This is a genomic window from Marinifilum sp. D714, assembly GCF_030851345.1.
Taxonomy (GTDB): Bacteria; Bacteroidota; Bacteroidia; order Bacteroidales; family Marinifilaceae; genus Marinifilum.
Window position 1 is genome coordinate 141662 of record NZ_JALPNU010000001.1, and the last position, 18350, is coordinate 160011.

Annotated in this window: 12 protein-coding genes and 1 pseudogene; 1 reads left to right on the top strand and 12 read right to left on the bottom strand. The window is 34.3% G+C overall.

The features are described 5' to 3' along the window. Positions 1 to 5 precede the first annotated feature (5 nt). The 5 genes from M0051_RS00560 to M0051_RS00580 form a co-directional block, all read right to left on the bottom strand. Positions 6 to 3320, bottom strand: coding sequence for a TonB-dependent receptor (locus M0051_RS00560; protein ID WP_306739598.1), 3315 nt, complete (start codon positions 3318 to 3320; stop codon positions 6 to 8). 129 nt (positions 3321 to 3449) lie between these two features. After that, positions 3450 to 4646 carry a FecR family protein gene (locus M0051_RS00565; protein ID WP_306739599.1) on the bottom strand — a complete coding sequence of 399 codons (1197 nt, stop codon included), beginning with the start codon at positions 4644 to 4646 and terminating at the stop codon, positions 3450 to 3452. A gap of 210 nt (positions 4647 to 4856) precedes the next feature. Continuing rightward, entirely contained in the window at positions 4857 to 5408 is a 552-nt protein-coding gene (locus tag M0051_RS00570) for an RNA polymerase sigma factor (RefSeq protein WP_306739600.1), read from the bottom strand. Positions 5409 to 5639: 231 nt separating this feature from the next. Continuing rightward, positions 5640 to 6263, bottom strand: coding sequence for a hypothetical protein (locus tag M0051_RS00575; RefSeq protein WP_306739601.1), 624 nt, complete (start codon positions 6261 to 6263; stop codon positions 5640 to 5642). 1693 nt (positions 6264 to 7956) lie between these two features. Next, positions 7957 to 8154, bottom strand: coding sequence for a hypothetical protein (locus tag M0051_RS00580; RefSeq protein ID WP_306739602.1), 198 nt, complete (start codon positions 8152 to 8154; stop codon positions 7957 to 7959). Positions 8155 to 8161: 7 nt separating this feature from the next. Between M0051_RS00580 and M0051_RS00585 the strand changes: the two genes are divergently transcribed. After that, complete coding sequence (locus tag M0051_RS00585; RefSeq protein ID WP_306739603.1) at positions 8162 to 8950, top strand: hypothetical protein; 789 nt, start codon at positions 8162 to 8164, stop codon at positions 8948 to 8950. A 302-nt stretch (positions 8951 to 9252) separates the two neighbouring features. Here the strand turns inward: M0051_RS00585 and M0051_RS00590 are convergent, their stop codons facing one another. The 7 genes and pseudogenes from M0051_RS00590 to M0051_RS00620 form a co-directional block, all read right to left on the bottom strand. Beyond that, positions 9253 to 9939 (bottom strand): hypothetical protein, encoded by a 687-nt coding sequence (locus M0051_RS00590; protein ID WP_306739604.1) that lies wholly within the window; start codon positions 9937 to 9939, stop codon positions 9253 to 9255. A gap of 407 nt (positions 9940 to 10346) precedes the next feature. Next, entirely contained in the window at positions 10347 to 11294 is a 948-nt protein-coding gene (locus tag M0051_RS00595; RefSeq protein ID WP_306739605.1) for a M64 family metallopeptidase, read from the bottom strand. Between the two features lie 39 nt (positions 11295 to 11333). Beyond that, positions 11334 to 12422, bottom strand: a complete 1089-nt coding sequence (locus tag M0051_RS00600; RefSeq protein ID WP_306739606.1) for a TlpA disulfide reductase family protein — start codon at positions 12420 to 12422, stop codon at positions 11334 to 11336. Between the two features lie 142 nt (positions 12423 to 12564). After that, positions 12565 to 14040 (bottom strand): PKD-like family lipoprotein, encoded by a 1476-nt coding sequence (locus tag M0051_RS00605; RefSeq protein ID WP_306739607.1) that lies wholly within the window; start codon positions 14038 to 14040, stop codon positions 12565 to 12567. 45 nt (positions 14041 to 14085) lie between these two features. Next, complete coding sequence (locus M0051_RS00610; RefSeq protein WP_306739608.1) at positions 14086 to 14907, bottom strand: DUF4843 domain-containing protein; 822 nt, start codon at positions 14905 to 14907, stop codon at positions 14086 to 14088. Between the two features lie 12 nt (positions 14908 to 14919). Beyond that, positions 14920 to 16449, bottom strand: coding sequence for a RagB/SusD family nutrient uptake outer membrane protein (locus M0051_RS00615; protein ID WP_306739609.1), 1530 nt, complete (start codon positions 16447 to 16449; stop codon positions 14920 to 14922). Between the two features lie 28 nt (positions 16450 to 16477). Next, positions 16478 to 18310: pseudogene (locus tag M0051_RS00620) on the bottom strand (TonB-dependent receptor domain-containing protein); the annotation flags it as partial. Positions 18311 to 18350: the final 40 nt, after the last annotated feature.

Sequence of the window (18350 nt, forward strand, 5' to 3'; positions counted from 1 at the left end):
TGCTTTTATAAGTTTAACTTCAATCCAACTGAATAAGTTCTAATTCCAGGATAACTGGTTTCATAGTTACCTCCAAAATTACCATTAGCGTTCACTGTCGCAGGATCGGTTCCCGGATAGGAAGTAATTGTGAATACATTCGTTCCTGACACATAGACTTGTCCACTTATAGGTAAACCTTTAATCTCTGGAATATCATACGAAATCCTCAAGTCCTGTAATCTAAAATAAGAAGCATCGTGTAAACTCATTTTAGTCAATGCAGGAACTCCCTGTCCCAGATAAATTGCCGGAATCTCAGCATCGGTATTCTCTGGTGACCAACGATTGTACAAATTGTAATCAACAAGACCGACCAATTGACTTGGTACATTTTGTAATGTTTTACCATAGTACTTCAAACCACCAATCTGGAATCCAAAATTGGCAGTTAAGGAGAAGCGCTTGTATTTCATATTGGTATACATTCCTCCAAACAAATCCGGATCAGGATTTCCGATGATTGTCTTGTCTTTACTGTCTACTTTCCCATCACCATTTAAGTCTGTAAATTCAAGGTTTCCAGGATACAATGTTCCGTAATAAGAAGAGTGTCCATTGTCTACAGCATTTGCATTCAACTCATCAATTCTTTCCTGATTTTGAATGATACCATTGTACTCATATCCAAAGAATGATCCCATGGCATGTCCAACTGCCAATACCTGTGATCCTGTTCCCTGAACAATGGTTCCACTAGAATTCTCCACAGCACCCTCTTCTTCCAGTTTTCGAACCTCATTCTTATTGGTAGCAAGGTTTAATCCCAAATCAAACACAAAGTCTTTTCTATCAATAATCTTTGCTTTAATATTGAACTCAAATCCCTGGTTTCTTACACTCCCAATATTGTAATACATATCCTCTACAGCCATACTTGAAGGAAAAGAGAATAGTCTTATTAGGTCTTCTGTATCTTTTCGGTAATAACCTAATGATCCTGTCAATCGATAATTGAACAATGCAAAATCCAATCCTGCATCGTACTGTGTTGAAAGCTCCCATTGAATGTCTTTGTTACCTATCTGAGAATGCTCAATACCTGGCTGATCATTATATTTGGTAGCCCTGTACAAATCTCTGTTCGAATAACTATTTAAGTTCTGAATACCAGTCTTACCCGCTGAAACTTTTAATTTTAGGTCATTTATAAAGTCAGCATCACTCAAAAAGTCCTCTTTGTTGATTCTCCATGCAATTGCTCCCGATGGGAAGAATCCGTAGCGATTGTTCTTACCAAACATAGAAGAACCATCGTAACGAGCAGTAACAGTAAAAAGATACTTATCCTTATACTTGTAATTCAAACGAGCAAATGAAGAAAACAGGGATCTCCCTCTCTTACTATCCGATGAGCGATCAAAATCAGTTCCTGCAGAAACATTCGTGTAGATCTCATCCATTGCAAAACCACTCTTTGAAAGATATCCCGACTGGTTTTCAGAATCCTCGTAAGAAACACCTCCTACAAAGTCAATATTATGAACTTCATTAAATGTTTTTGCATAGCTCAAGGTATTATCAAGCACCGTATTGTAACCTCTGCTTTCAGCCTTACTTGCCGATGCTTCATTGTACCAGCTCAAATAACTTGGTGAAAATTGATAATTGTAATTCATGTATTGATTTACCGAAAAGCTAGTTTTGAATTTCAGGTCTTTCAATACTGTTAGTTCTCCGTAAAGGTTACCGGATAGCCTGTATTCATCTGAGTTATTGATCTTGGTTGAATTTGCTACTGGATTATCTTCATAAAAAGTAACACCATCCTCTTTGTAAACTGGTAAATCAGGACGTTCTCCCTGAGCTAAAAACATGGAAGTACCTGACTGGCTCTGATCCGTGTAAGACAAATTGATTCTTGTCCCGATTTTAAATTTAGGATTGATATTGATATCCAAATTCACACGACCTGAATATCTTGTCAGATCATCATGAACAACCATCCCCTTGTGATCCATTACGGAACCGGAAATAAAATAAGAGATATCCTTACTTCCACCACGTACTGACAGGTCTACATTCTGTCTGTTTGCTGTTTGTTTTACCAAATCAAACCAATCGGTGTCTGCGTCACCAACATATCCACCATCCGGATCAAGAATGTTCTCTGCCGTTCTATTTCCCGGATCTACTACCAATGTTTGGTTGGCCAAATCAGTTAAAAAAGAACGGAACTCATCTCCATTAAGCATTGAGAAATTTTTAATCTGAGAATCCGTAGAGTAATTGTAGGTAACAGAAAATTTAGCTTTCTCATTCAATCTACCTCTTTTGGTAGTGATCATCAACACACCATTTGCCGCCCTTGATCCGTAAATGGCCGAAGCAGAAGCATCTTTCAACACATCAACCGAAGCAATATCAGAAGGTGGAATGGAATTTAAAATCTCCGAATCATCGGTTGGCACACCATCAATCACATACAATGGTTCATTACTACCTGTAAGCGATGTGGCACCACGAACTCTTACTCTTACCGTTTCACCCGGACGACCTGTGTTTCCGCTTACCATTACCCCTGCAGCCATATTCTGCAACAGTGAAATAGAAGACGGAACGTTTTTCATTTCCAACTCCTTCTCAGAAACACGGGCTACCGAACCTGTAAAATCTCTAACAGCAGTTGTTCCATATCCAACAACAACAACCTCTGCCATCTGCTCTGTATCCGAAGTTAATGTAATGTTTTCTACCTCCTGTCCATTGTAAACAACTTCCTGAGGCAACATTCCAACAAAAGAGAAAATCAATACTGCATTTGGATTTTCCAATTCCAAAGTATAGTTCCCGTTGATGTCGGTAGCAACACCTGTAGTGCTACCCTTAATTACAACAGATACACCCGGTAAAGGCTCCCCATATTTATCGGTTACTTTTCCTTTCAATTTTTTCTTTTCCTGCACTTCCTTGATAACAGGAACAGGATCTTTTTTGGTAATGATCACAAAATCCTCAACAATTTCGTACTTTACCGGTGCTTGCTGACAAATTTCATTCATCACCTCTTCCAAACTGGCATCTTTCATGTCCAACTGAACTTCAATCTTATCGTTTATTTCATGCACATTGTACATGAAATAAGTTCCTGTTTGATGGTTTAAATCTTCCAACACATCAACCAATGATGATTTGACCTGAACACTAACTTGTTGTCCAAGAAGAACAGATGCAGAAAGCTGCAAACTTCCAACAAGAATTAAAATAAAACTTAGCTTCATAACAAGCAGGGTTTTTCGAATGGAAGGTGACATACACCTCCACATAAGGTTTTTTTTCATAACTTTATGGTCTAGATTAATACTGCCATTGACAATTCTCAATGGTTGTTATTTGTTAAAACAGGGAATGTGGCCGCATTTCCTGTTTTTTATGTGCTCTTGGGTGGCCGCCACAAAAGCGCAATATCTTTATTCAGGTTTCCCTACAATTATTTTATCATCTTTAATAGCAAATTTTACATCGGCTATCTTTTCAATCATTTCAAGTGTAAAGTCCAAGGATTTGTCTTTCTTGGCTGCACCTGTAAATCTGTATTCACGATACTTGTAATCGGTAAAGAAGAATTCAACATTGTACCATCGGCTTAACTGATGGCAAATTTCTTCCAATGACTGATCTTTATAACGAAACACTCCATCTTTCCATGAGGTATACAATGCTGTATTTACCTTTTCTACCTTAAATCGATTGTCTCCTTTTTTTACTGTAGCCTGAAATCCGGGCTTCAACAACTCCTTATTGCCCAAACAACTTAGCTCTACGCTACCCTCAACCAAAGTCGTTGAAATGTGCTCCTCATCATCGTATGCTGATATATTAAAGCTTGTTCCCAGCACCTTTACTTCGGTATCGTGAGACGCTATCACAAATGGTTTGCTCGGATTGTGCGTAACTTCGAAATAGGCTTCTCCAGTTAATTCCACTTTCCTTTTGTTTCCAACAAACTGCACAGGATATCTTAAGCTCGATTCCGAATTCAACCAAACTTTTGTTCCATCAGCTAATACCAGCGAGTACTCTCCTCCTCTTGGAATTTCAATTTGATTGTAAATCACCCTGTCTTTAGCAGAAGAAGCATTATCATATATCAATTCGCTATCGGCATTTTTTTGAATCAAAGTCCCATCCGCTTCAGTTATCAACTCCTTGTCACTCTCTTCAAGATTCACTTTTTGTCCATTTTCAAGCGTAAGTACTGCCTTTTTAGTGCCAATGCTTGATATTTCCGCAAAATTGTAGTCCTTTTCAAAATCATAATCATTTCTTACCTGCTCAATCATGAAATAGCCAACTGTAAATAAAACTACAACCGCTGCGGCATAAGGCAACCAGGTATGTAATTTTCTTACTTTAGATCTCTTTTCAGGCTTCGATAATGATTTGCTAATATTCAACCATGCATTTTCTTTTCGAATTTGATCCAGCTTGCTCAAAGCATCACTCTCTTTAAAAAGAGCCAAATATTTGGCAAACTCCTCCGCATTGGCCTCATCTTCTTTCAGCCATTCCTGTAGCTTTTGAGCCCCCGAATCAGAAATCCTTCCTTGCTGATATTCTTGAATTAGCTCTATAATATGTTCTTGCGAAATGTGCATTTTCTTCATTGTTTAAACCTATAAGTGTGTTTTTGGGAAACGGGTGACAAGTTTTTTCAACTTTTTTCCAAAATATCTTTCAAAGTAGTGAATAATGGGAAAGTTGAATGAGTAATGAGTATGCAAAGTTCGGAACTCATAGCTACTTCCTCAACTTTATACTTTATACTTTATATCCCGATTCTCGGGACCAGAAGAGCTGACTTTACACTTGTAGCTTTACGGTATCAAAATCATCACCAATACATCCAAATTACTGCGCAACTGCTTTAAAGCTCTGGAATAATGTGTTTTTACTGTATTGATGGAAATATCCATTTCTTCAGCAACTTCGGCATATTTCATTTTCTCAAAAGCGATGGCTTCGAAAACGGCTTTGCATTGGGCAGGTAAAAGAGCAATCTCTTTATAGAGTTTTTCTTTTCTTTCTTCCAATTGCTGACTTTCGTATTTGTCTTCGATGATATCGTAGGCCTTATTCTCTATTTCTTCGAATCGAAATTTTTGATCTTTTTTTATCTGATTGATGGAATTGTTGCGAACAATAGTAAACAGGTATGACTTTATGGAACCAGTGAATTCTATCATTCTCTCCTTTTCCCACAAATTGATGAAAGCTTCCTGTACAATGTCCTCTGCTTTCTCGTAGGAATCGAAGTACTTATAGGCAAATACGCAAAGCGGAGTGTAATACAAATCGAACAACATACGAAGACCTGTTTGATCTCCATTTTTAAACTTTTGAATGATATCTTGTTCGTGTTGCTCCATATTTATTGCGATAAAAGTAAAAAAGCTTACGGAAAATGCAAAAGCCTACGGAGTGGAGGGAATTCCAAAACACCAATTCAATCTTTATATATGATATAATTTAAATTACTACATTTTGAGGGAAATCTAAGTCAGGATAACATCTCATTGGATATGTTGTGAAGTAAAAATGAAAGGCCAACTCAAGCAAATGAGTTAGCCCTTTTTAATTCGTATATATCAAAATTACCGCTAAAAGCTGATCTTATAAACATTCGATTCCTTCCCAACTTTGGTATCCTTAACAATGTAAAAGAAGGTATATTCTCTTAACTCATAAGACTGCTCATCTCTCTTCTCGCGAACATCGATGTATTGGGTTCCATTGCAGGTATCCAAATACTTAAAATGGCCTTCCCCATTAATTCGACTGTAAATTCGAACTCCATCAGTTCCTTGTTTTGAAATCCTAATGGTTGGATATCCACCTTGCATTTCCACTTTTACTTCCGGCTTCATATCTGCAGTATCCTGATTGGTATAGGTAATTTCAATTCCCAAATCGACACCAATTGCCTTGGTATAATTAGGCTTAGCCATCAGTTCAACTCTTCTGTTACGCATGTAAGGAGTCAATATACCTCTAGACTCATTGAGTTCCTCAATTTTTGCACTGGCATTGGCTACTGCAATGTCTTTGGCCTCTTTTTTTGCAATAACATCATCCATAATTTCAATATCAGCAGCAATTTCCTCATCTGTTAAACCTAAAATGTCTTTGTAGAGTGGAAGTTTCTTTTTGTAGACAGCGGCTTTATCAACATAGATATTCTCAGGTCCTGCGATAAAGTCATGTCGTTTTTTAAGTATAGTCATAACTATAAGATATTAATTCAACATTGAGGCAAGATCATAAACCATTTAGATTAGTCATTTCTTTTTTGAGCTTACCCCATTAAAATCTATCGTATAAAATAAATCTTTAAAAATTTATATCGATTTACACATTCAGAACAGAAAAAACTTCCATCCCAATGGTTGAACCAAATTGTAATGAGTTACAATTCTTATTGTTAGCGTAACTTATTAGGAAGAAAATTGGTTTAACGAAAAGCCAGAACGATTCAACAATATAACAACCAATCCAAGTCCATCAATTCAACGAGAATAAACTTTTCATTATTAAAATTAGAAGAGAAACACAAAAACAAATCACAAATCAATAAAAAATTTCATTCAATTATTATGATTTATTTCTCTTCCTTTTATCAAGTAGCTTATACAATTGATAATACATTTTTATGACTACTATAAGAGATGAGAAAATTTGAAAATCTCATTTTTCAAATTCGAAAACATTCATTTTCTCAAACAAGAACATAAATAGCAAGATGTTTTCAAAAAGAGAAAAGCTCAACAATTCCTTATAAACAGTACCATACAGCCTCAAAACTTTTCATTGATATAACAAATTATCACAAAATCATTTCAATAATTCAGTCCATCAAAAAAAAATTTTTCATCCAAAAAAACGATCCAATTTATGTTAATCCATTTTAAGAATATCCGGCTTTATTATATCCCTATGAGGTCATTTCTTGAACTGTGAGAGTGATTTTTTGGAGTGTTTTGTGGCTATTTTCGTGTGAAAATGTCCACAAAAAACATGTGAGAGCAATTCTCACACTATATTCTGACGATTTTCAAATGTGAGAATCATCAAAAAACATATAAATATCCAGCTTGAACATGAAAATCGCAATTTTCAAATGTGAGAATCGTCAAAAAATAGCTAAACTGACGATTTTCACGTGAGAGATTCACTCTCACACATGTGAGAATGATTCTCACACTCTAATCTGAGCATTTTTAAGTGTGAGAACTCACCAAAATAATGAGAGAATCACTCTCAAGCCCTTTAATTTCGGGATTTCTTGTAATTCTTACTCTCAAAATTGTTTATGCTCATCCCCAAAACTTACCCGCTATACATATATAAGGTATATAAATTCGCTTGTCCGTATTTCATCGCAGGTTCATTTGAACTATTTTATTGTTAATCATTTTTCAGTCAACTTCTATTTTTACGAGCTTAAAAATTGACTTCATTTTAGAGCTAAACGTCATATTTTCGACTTTAGTCACTAAAAAAGATGATTTCATAAGCAAAATGAGTAGTTTAAAATTGGAAATACTTGATTGAAAATCAAATTTAATGGCATTAGGTTGGAGACCTGAGATAAATATGAACTTTAGACTTTCTAAAAGTTATAAACACGCCTTTCGGCAGATGGAATTAAAAAGGCCAGAAAGAAAAGAGCAAGCCATTACAGCTTGCTCCTACAACTAATCAAATGAATACCTTTGGGAGACAAATCGTAAAGGTAAACCTGAAAAGATTTCATTTTTATGTCTTTATTAGGAGTAGGCACAATTGGTTGTGCCTACTCCATAATTAACCTGCTTCATTTACTTTCACCTAAAAACTCCCGGAATTATGAGGATAAAATTGTACGATACTTAAATTGTAGAGGTTAATTTTACTTTATATGGAGCCCATAAGAAAAACTCATTTCTCCAATAGGGCTTCAATCTCCAATGGGTGTAGGTCAAAACCAATAATGATTCCATTCGCATCGATTAATAAGTTCTTCCCAACAGAGCCAAACTGTCCTCCCATGATTTGATCTCCGGTATCAAAAACATTCATCCAATTGAATTCATGTTTCTTCATCACCTTTAACCAATCTGCTTTTGCTTCCTTCATGGAATTTATGATAGCACCTCATAATGCACCTAATTTTGAAACTGCCATCCGAATGGGTATTGAAACTTTCCACTCATTAAAAAAAGTATTGTATTCAAAAGGATACAATACAGCTGTTGGAGATGAAGGTGGTTTTGCTCCAAACCTAAAATCTAACGAAGAGGCTGTTGAAGTAATTTTGGAGGCAATTAAATCAGCTGGTTACGTAGCTGGCCAGGATATTTCCATTTGTCTGGACCCTGCCTCAAGTGAAATGTGGAAGGATGGACAATATCATTTCTTCAAATCCGATAAGAGTTTTAAAACTTCGGAAGAAATGGTGACCATTTGGGTAGAATGGGTTGAAAAGTATCCAATCGTTCTACTTGAAGATGGGATGGCTGAAAACGACTGGCATCGCTGGCAATTGCTAACCGAAAAACTTGGAGAAAAAGTTGAGTTGGTTGGAGATGACATTTATTGTACCAATCCTAAGATCCTTCAAGAAGGTATAGATAAAAGTGTGGCCAACTCCATTCTTATCAAGCTCAATCAAACTGGAACATTAAGCGAAACACTGGACACCATGCAGCTAGCTAGTGAAAATAATTACAATTGTTTTGTTTCTCATCGTTCTGCTGAAACCGAAGATACCACCATTGCAGATCTTACTGTTGCATTAGGCGCAGGACATTTAAAAACGGGATCTGGTTGCAGAAGTGAAAGAATTTCTAAGTTCAACCAATTGCTTAGAATTGAAAGAATGTTAGGTGATAAAGCTGTTTTTGCAGGAATTAAAACCTTTAAAAATCAATAATTGATCACAGTAGATGGAAGAATGTTTCATTCTTAATTATTTCGATTCGGTGTCCTTAATAGAAGAATCATTCCTTCCATCTGCTTTTATAGATCTTAAATATGACACACATTACCAATATACACAATATTGGAGGGCTAGAAAGTGTAGACCCCAAGACCTCGTTTTAATTCCATTTAATCAGATCCGACCAAAGATGATATAAATGAAAACTTGTGACACACCTCACACAAAACAAGGCCTAAACCAGGTTCTACTCCTACCAACTAACTAAACGTTTCTCAACAGTTATAAGGGGTATTTTAATTTTTTAACTGCCAATTAATTCCACAATCAGAATAATACTTTTGAGCCAACTTAAGGCATTCTTTCTTTTGCCAAGAAGTTAACGTCTCAAACTCATCAAAAAATAAAGCCATAGATATAGGATTTTGAGGTGCTTTCCTTATCGTTTTTAGAATAGATTTTTTGCGCAAACGATAGGCCTTTTTTACCTGATCTTTGTATCTTTTCAATTTAGCCTTATCCGCTTCATTAATTGCCTCGTGCTCCGTTGCCTCATAATTGGCTACCCAATCCATTTGCTCTTTCAATGGCCTTAGGTACATCTTATTATATGTCTCATTCACCCTGGCAAGTTCTGAATTCTCAAATGAATCATTGATTTTTAAATCAGATAAATTCTTTGAATTAAGATTAAAACTAAACTTCCCATATTTAAACACCCAATAATTTACTTCTCTCTTATCTTCTAAAACCAATGTTAACTTATATGGAGGTTTTATTTCATTAATCTCAAAACTAAAGTTTTCTTCCTTTACTTTTATATCAGTAGAAATGACTTTTTCATTATCATTCATGGTTTTCAACTTTAATTCTACTGATGAATTCTCATATCCTATTAATTTACCATCAATAGTTACAACCTCTTTGTTACAAGAAGACATAATAAAACCAATTATTAATATTGCAATATATCTTTTTTTCATATTCAAATTTGTTCATGTAATTACTACATGAATTTAAGTTCTTAATGATTTAAATTCTTTTCTAAAAAATCTTCAACATGATGTCCTCGAAAATTTTTAACACAATTGTACCTTTATTACCAAACAAGAAATTAGCAGGAATACACTTTACACTACATTTTTCTATAAGACTCTTCATACCTCTTACCTTGTGCCATGGTAAATTTCTTTTTCTACAGCGTTAAGCCATTGTACTTATTTTTATCACATAATTTTGAAATGGGCCAAGAGGTTGCACCATGTATCAACTTTACAAATATTGAAGCATTTGTACATTTAAGCTTGCTACAAGCTATTTTTTTGTTCTTATTACAAGAAAACAAGGCAATACATAGTATTAACATATTTCACATATAAATAACAATTGATTATTTATTGTTTTTATCATTTTTTAAAAAATCTTCAAAGCTACATGCTTTCCCCATTAAACTATGAATACGATTATAAATTTGATACCTAGAAGGAGCATTAAATGTTGTTTTCTTAAAACCTCTCATTATACTTTGCTTTGTTGGTCTATACAAACCTTTTTCATATGTGTGCCCGCCTTCAAACACACCAATATCTTCGTAACCAGGTAAGCCAATAAACTTACTCCATTTTACTTTTTTAGGATCAGAATGATATGAAATATTATACGCACTTTCAGTATTTTTGTATAGATAAAACTCTTCAGGCAATGAATAATATCTTTTTGCAAAACTGTATTCATCGGCCAAGAGACCAAAAGCATGACCAAATTCATGCAGTGCATTCACATCTCTATTTTCTGTTTTAGCCGCAGCACTGTAATAAGCAACATTACTTTCCCAAGGAGCAAATCCACCGTATTTTTTATCATTTACTCCAACTATAATAAAATCTTTTGGAGATTTCTCTCTACCTAATACTTTTTCAGCATAAAATATAATTTTATCATCTGAAGATGAACCAATATTTCTTTGCTTACCAAAATTACCAAACCCACAATTAAGCACAGTAGTTTTTATGATTCCATCATCGCCATAATCGATACCTTCATCTTTACTTTCAAGATAAATAACCTGAAAATTGAAATAGTTCCTATATGTTTTAAAAGGCTCAGTTGAGAATATTCGATTATAACAAGCTATAGCTGCTAAATCATACATATGACCTTTTACAAGATCTTTTTTGGTGAATCCATCACCCATATAAATGATATTTATTCTATCCTCTCCAAAATCACCAATATTCCAAACTTCACCGTGTTGATGAATTTCAGGTTGACAAAAAGACAGCTTTGAGATTGTTATTAAAAACCCTATAAACAGAATAGCTATAATTGATTTTCTCATTATATTTTTTTTACATATACCATTAATAACCAAAATCTATTATTTTAAGTATCCCTGCAAGAATTCTTCAACATGATGCCCTCGAAGATCTTTAGCTACAATAACACCTGTATTATCAAGTAACCAATTGGCAGGAATACCTTTTACACCACATTTATCGGCAAACCTATCAATATCTCTTACATTATACCATTGTAAATTTTCCTTCTTTAGAGCCTTTAACCATTGGCTTTCATCTTTGTCGCACGATATTGAGATAATCTCAAAGCCCTTATTATGATACTCTTCGTAGTCCTTTTTTAGATATGGAATTTCTTTACGACAAGGACCACACCAACTTGCCCAAAACTCAATCAAGACATATTTGTTTTCCTTCAGTATATCTTTTAAAGCAACTCGTTTTCCTTCAACATCCTTAAAGTTGAAATCATAGAATTTTTTACCTACAGAAACTTTTTTCTGAATGGCTATCAAGCTATTGGTTTCTTTATATATCTTGTTCCAATATTTTATCTCAGTTTCGTAAACCTTGCGATCCAATTGATTAATTAGTTTTATCGTTTGAGCAGGTTTAGATCCCAAATTACGAGAAACCCCACAGGCTAAAACGGCATGTATAGGATTCATATATCTCAAACTGTCGTAAAGTTCTGCAATTCGTTGATTAGCCTTACCGGAAATGGCATAGACTCTTTCTTTCTCTTTGCTATTTGCTGTTTGCCAATCTAATTTTTCGGCTTCTTTACGGTAGTGCAAATTGTGTTTCTGATATTTCTCATCCTGATAAAGTTGACGAAATTTCTGATCGTATTTTCCCCCAGTATAATTGAATGCTCCACCCTTTAGCATTTTCAAATCAAACTCTCCTGTTTCCTGCATAATACCAAGAGGATACCTTTGATTCTCAACACTAACATAAATATATCGTGGTGAAACCACTTCTGTTTCATACTCAAAATAGGCAACAAAATTATTAAACTGGGCCAAGGTGTCGTATCCTTTTACAGACTTTACAAGTATTGAGGCTTCAGCACTTTCAAGGTCACTACAGTCAACCTTTAGTTTCATCTTACTGTTTCCACAAGAAAAAAGGGTAAGGCATGCCAATAACGTATATAATCTATACATAACAATTGTATTAAAAAAGTGAATTGATTTGCTATTTCCACTTTGCTCAAACAATAATAATTTCTTTGACTATATCGTCTGAACAAAGTAGAAATAGATTTGTCCTAAAAGTTTCTATTAGGACTATAAAAGAAATGTATGTTTACCACCAAGGATTTCCATCAGCAGTAAGCATTTGAGCTGGTTTTCCACAAACGTTTTTAAACGTATTATCTATAGTTTTATTTGCAGGGTCAACAACTATAACAGATCCTTTTAACTCTTCAGTGCTACTTTCATCGTATGTAGCTACCCAAAGCTTTGAACCTTTAATACTCATCTCAAATTTAAGAGGCTTACCAAATTCAGCAGGAATATCAACGATCTTAGTTAACTTAGGGTTAAGTGAAGGTGATGTGTATATACTATTACCAATAATAAAATAAAAATTGGTTCCAACCAACTGGCATACACTTTCATCATTTAATCCTGATACTGGTAAAGCCGTACTTGAATTAGTAATTACCGGATCTCCCTTAGGTTGATACCATTCTAATTCCTGAACTGTCTTTTTATTATGAATTGTAATTCCAGAATTGTTATAAACAACTACATCAAGATTCTCTGTCTTTGAAGTATAGTCCGCATTATATGACGAATTCCTCAACATATTCATAACACTATAACCATCTAATGATGGAAGTCCCTCAATTTCTTGTACATTATCATACAAGTAAGGATTCCCAACAATCCCATTTATTGGATCACTTTTAGTATAGGTTATAGTATATAGTTTATTAGATATTTTATCATACCCCCAAAGAACATCACTCGATTGTCCCATTTGCCAAAGGCCCGACAACGTCCATTCATAATCCTGCCCAAAAGAAGCAGGAGGATTTAAAAGACCTGAAGCATATGGAGCATATCCATCACCTGTCTGAAAGTAAATCACTGAATTTCCAGTAACCAGTGCCTTAGGTGCAAACTCTTTTCCATTTGCTCCTCCTACATAGGAGTCCTTATTGGCTAAAGAAGTAGGCAAAAAACTAAATGAATTGGTTTCAATTAATGGATATTCACCCTCTTTAGTTAGAATATTAAAAGTCCATCCATAATCTCTAAAACTTGATTGATAAGAAAACTTTTTACTCATTTGACTGGCTTTATTTCCTATTTCAATATTTCCAATCATGTTTGTTTTTGTCCATTCAGGATATTCTTCATAATCAGTTCGAAGATATGATATTAAAGAAGATTGGTCTTGCTTTTCGGACAGCACATAGTAACCAAAACCAAAAGCTGATGTCACATTTAATTTAAAATCAAAATAATATCTAACACCTGTATTCTTATCTAATACCGTAAAAAAACAGTCATTTGTTCCAAACTGAGTGCTCGTTGGAATGATGTAATCCAAGTTCCTCTCTGTAGAAATCGTATCATTTCCTAATCTCCAAACAAATTCAAGTGCCTTTTCATCTTCCACCAAATCTCTTTCTATAATGGGTTCCAAAACCAAACGACTCAGCACCTGAATAGATGTGTCTGCAGGAATATCTGATACACTGATGTTATTCAGATCTTTATAATCGTAGTTTCCAAGATCTTCGGAACAACTATAAACTAATATAGCCATTACGAATATTATATATTTAGAAAATTTCATAATTTAAATTTTAGATTAATAGATTTTGATCCTTGTTTTACTTCCATCAGGGTTTGTTCCGTACACTTCATTGTTTTCAAAGTAATCACGCAATTGTGCGATAAACATGAATACAGATGGAGTATGGCTTTGGCTTCCCGCAGATCTTCCTACCGGCATATTATCCCAATAATATGGTAAATTCGAGTCTTTACTTACTTTAATATAGGAAGGTGGTATATTAGGATCCGCTCCTTCAAAATAGATTTCCTGCCATTTCAGATAAGTCTCCAGATAGAAGTTGCCAAATATATCTTTCCAATCTTCCCACCAAATTGGAGGATTCAAGATATCTGAAAAAATTAACTTCGTCGTTAACAAATCTTCTCGCCCCTTTTCGAAATTTTCATTGGCTTCAATCTGTAAAATCAAACTTTTTTTCTGAGACTTTAACTCCTCTGTACGATTCACCTTTACAAGCAATGTATCGAACATGACTCCTTTTCTAAAAATCGGATTAATAAGCGCTGTTTTATCCCAATCTGAATCAACAACATTACTTTCCTCTTTAATTAACTCAACTTTGTAAGATCGATCGATATCCGAAGGAAGCCCAGAAATAGCTATAGGTACTTTAAATATATAAGAGTCAACATCATTTAAATCCAATGCAAATGAATATTCCAAACTATCTTGTCTTTCAATTAATTCATCGCCTCTGGAATTATAATTTTTTGGCATATCAAAATAGATATAAGCCTTATCATTATTAAAACTTAGAAACTCATTCTCACTTTCACATGAACTTAATAGAAAGATCATTAAAAGCCATCCTGTATATAAAATTTCTTTTCTCATTAGTCCAATTGTTTAATTATTACTGCTCTTTTCTTCCGGGCCATAAGTAAACTCATCCTCTGGTATTGGTAACTCAAATATGGCTTTTGAAGCTTCAATATTTAAAGAAGAAGATGCTTCTATATTTGTAAACAATCTTTTATTGATTAAAAACGTTCTGCCATCTCCCATAAACTCTTTTCTTCTTTCTCTCATCAGGTAAATCGCTACATTATCTGCTTCTGAATTATCCAATTCTGGAAGTCCACGCTTAGTTCGAACCTCATTTAAGTATTCTAATGCTTTCACATTATCAACATTTATTTTCGACTCACACATTGCATAATAAATTTCTGACAATCTTAGCACCGCTACTTCAGGATAGGAGATTTTATAAATCTTATTTTGATCTTCTGGTTCTCTATATTTTTGGAAAGGAAAGTTGGAACTACCAGAGTTTTGATTAAACCAATAATTCAATCGGTAATCTGTACCAGCCCCATCTGGCTCACGACCATATACATAGTTAACAAAGTTGTCAAAACTTGCGCTATTAACAGTTAGCATTAAGCCTTGTTTTCCATTATAACCTGGTAATGAAAATTTTTTCCCTGCAACTTTATATAAATTATTAATATGCAATGAAAAAATAATCTCCGATGAGTATAATAAATCTCTTGCACCAGGGCCTGATCCTTCTACTTCCTCTTTGGTAGTAAAAGCAATATTTTGATCACCACTTTCAGTTTCTTTTACAATACGGTTAGCCCAATAGAATGCTCCATCAGTCTCACTTTGATTAAGTAACAATTGTTCAACACGAACAAGCATTCCCATAACAGCAAAGTAATTTAATCGTCCAACACGATTAGCCAGGATATTATTATATGCCAGCATTGATTCATTATTATCCAAACGCTTATGCCCTTTCCTTATTGGATCATTTTCCAACAACTCCAATGCTTTTAACAAATCATTTTTAGCGTTAGTTAATACTTGCTCGCATGTTAAAAACTCGGTAGGCAATTCATTGAATTCGTATCGATATGGAATCGCCTTTTGCTCCAGGTCCGCTTGGTTTTGAACAACAGGACCAAACAACTGATATACTTGCAAATGTATAAATGCTCTTAAAGCCAACAATTCTCCTTCGAACAATTCTGGAGTATCAATGTTGCCACTATTATTGTCTAGTTCAGACAAAATTTGGTTGGCTTGAGCAACGCTCAGATAATAATTTTTCCACCAAGAATTTATTCTCGATTTTACTCTTATATTATTATAATCATATTGTGCAAAATAATAATCTTGATGATTAACATCAGATACTTCATAATATTGAGCAAGAACATCTAAGGTGCCAAAACTCAAATCCCCTGCATGTGAATTAGTTTGTATTAAATTATAATAGAGTCCAGCAACAGCTGAATTAACACCAGCTGTGGTAGACAATAGTTCTTCGGCTTCAGCATCTCCCTGAGGCGTAACATCTAGCCAATCATTACACGACGTTAGTAACAAAAAGCACGAAAATATGGTTATGAATGTTAATATTTGTTTCATCTTTTACAGAATTTTTAATCGTTTCACATTAGAATCTTACATTTAATCCAAAACCAAAGCTACGGGCAAATGGATAATCCGTACCTCTCTCAACTTCCACATTGGATAATCTAAACAGATCGTTCGCATAAAAACTTAATCGTAGAGCATCAATTCTATACTTAGATAATTTTTTACTGTCGAACTGATATGAAAGTGATAAATTACTTAACTGCAATATGTTTTGATTTTGAATAAAGCGTGTTGAGATGAAAGTTTTATCACTTGTATTAATTGCCTTATAAGATGTTTCGTCACCTGGCTTTTTCCATCTATTAGTCAATGCACGTTTGTCTCCATTGAAATTTGGATTCAAATTTTCAATCTTATCAACCACGGTTTGGTTGTAAATATCGCCACCTAACGAATAGGTAAAAACCATATTTAAATTCCAACTTTTGTAGTAAAGATTATTACTAATATTTCCAAACAGTACAGGCTCTGAATTCCCTCCAATTATCTTATCCTCAGCATCCCAAATCCTTGTAATAGTTTGACCATCTTTTTTGAGAAATAGTTCTTCACCAGTCGCAGGGTCAATACCTAAAGATTTAACGGCTTTAATCGTTGTTAATGATTCTCCTTCTTCATACACCAAGCCAGGAACTTTTTTTGCTGCATTATTAGCATCATTAATGGTTTTTAAGGCATCTGATATTTTTAATATCTTACTTTCATTATGCGCTAATTGTAAGCCAATACCCCACTCCAAATCCTTTTCCTGATTACGGATTAGCACAGCATTGATATTGGCTTCGTAACCTATATTCTCAATCTCCCCTAAATTTGCTTTGTATGTTCCACTTGGAAAACCTAGAGATGGAGCCACTGTAATATCGGCCAACATTCCTGTTGTTCTCTTCTGATAATAATTAAGACTTGTTCTTATTCTTCCTTCTTTTAGAACAAAATCTAATCCTAAGTTGTGAGATTTTTGTTCTTGCCATTTCAAATTCGGATTTCCATAAGCTTTTAATGTAGCTGAAATAGTGTTATCATATAAAAGGTCTGTTCTGTATGCATAAGTGGTTATTGCCTGGTGAGCTGAAAACTCTTGATTTCCTGTTACACCATAGTTATATCTCAGCTTCAACTCCTCCAAAAATCCATTACTAAAAAAGTTTTCTTTATGAATATTCCATCCACCACCTACAGACCAGAAAGCTGCAAACTTATTATCTGCTCCAAACTTAGATGACCCATCGTAACGAATAGATAAATCCGCAAAATATTTATCATTATAAATATAATTCCCATTAAGAAATACACCTACCGATTTTGATTTTGATGATGAACTATAAGGTTTAGATCCTTCTTTATATTGCATAGCAAATGCAACATCCTGAAATTTATCATTCGGAAAGCCTTGAACTGAAAACCCATAACCATCATACTTTCTGTATTCTAATTCACCTCCAAGACCAAAAAACAAGGTATGATTTCCTATTTGCTTATTGTAATTTAAAACAACATTACTTGAAACATCTAGTGACTTACTATCATTTTTAGACATTTCCCCCCTTTTATCAACAGGCAAGTAACCATAGCCTTCATCCAAGATTTGCTTCAATGTATAGGATGAACTAAATGGAGATCTATAACTTGATGAATTCGAATCACCATAGTTAATATAAAAACTAGCCTTTAAGCGTAACGCTTTATTAATATTCCAATCAAAGTTAAATCGTTCAATCACATTATTCGAAATAGTTTCATCTTTGAATGGGAGGTTAGCATCAAAAAGTGGGTTGGTATCACCATTAGATAATAATGGTAGCATTTCCCCATTTTCATCCTTAAATCTCTCGTAAGGATTTAGAGAGGCATAAGTACTAAAACTTCCATAGGGTGAATCATAACGT

Bases quoted from the DNA above. Each gene is read 5' to 3' on its own strand.
- M0051_RS00560 (WP_306739598.1), bottom strand. From the start codon at position 3,320: ATGAAAAAAAACCTTATGTGGAGGTGTATGTCACCTTCCATTCGAAAA.
- M0051_RS00565 (WP_306739599.1), bottom strand. From the start codon at position 4,646: ATGAAGAAAATGCACATTTCGCAAGAACATATTATAGAGCTAATTCAA.
- M0051_RS00570 (WP_306739600.1), bottom strand. From the start codon at position 5,408: ATGGAGCAACACGAACAAGATATCATTCAAAAGTTTAAAAATGGAGAT.
- M0051_RS00575 (WP_306739601.1), bottom strand. From the start codon at position 6,263: ATGACTATACTTAAAAAACGACATGACTTTATCGCAGGACCTGAGAAT.
- M0051_RS00580 (WP_306739602.1), bottom strand. From the start codon at position 8,154: ATGAAGGAAGCAAAAGCAGATTGGTTAAAGGTGATGAAGAAACATGAA.
- M0051_RS00585 (WP_306739603.1), top strand. From the start codon at position 8,162: ATGATAGCACCTCATAATGCACCTAATTTTGAAACTGCCATCCGAATG.
- M0051_RS00590 (WP_306739604.1), bottom strand. From the start codon at position 9,939: ATGAAAAAAAGATATATTGCAATATTAATAATTGGTTTTATTATGTCT.
- M0051_RS00595 (WP_306739605.1), bottom strand. From the start codon at position 11,294: ATGAGAAAATCAATTATAGCTATTCTGTTTATAGGGTTTTTAATAACA.
- M0051_RS00600 (WP_306739606.1), bottom strand. From the start codon at position 12,422: ATGTATAGATTATATACGTTATTGGCATGCCTTACCCTTTTTTCTTGT.
- M0051_RS00605 (WP_306739607.1), bottom strand. From the start codon at position 14,040: ATGGCTATATTAGTTTATAGTTGTTCCGAAGATCTTGGAAACTACGAT.
- M0051_RS00610 (WP_306739608.1), bottom strand. From the start codon at position 14,907: ATGAGAAAAGAAATTTTATATACAGGATGGCTTTTAATGATCTTTCTA.
- M0051_RS00615 (WP_306739609.1), bottom strand. From the start codon at position 16,449: ATGAAACAAATATTAACATTCATAACCATATTTTCGTGCTTTTTGTTA.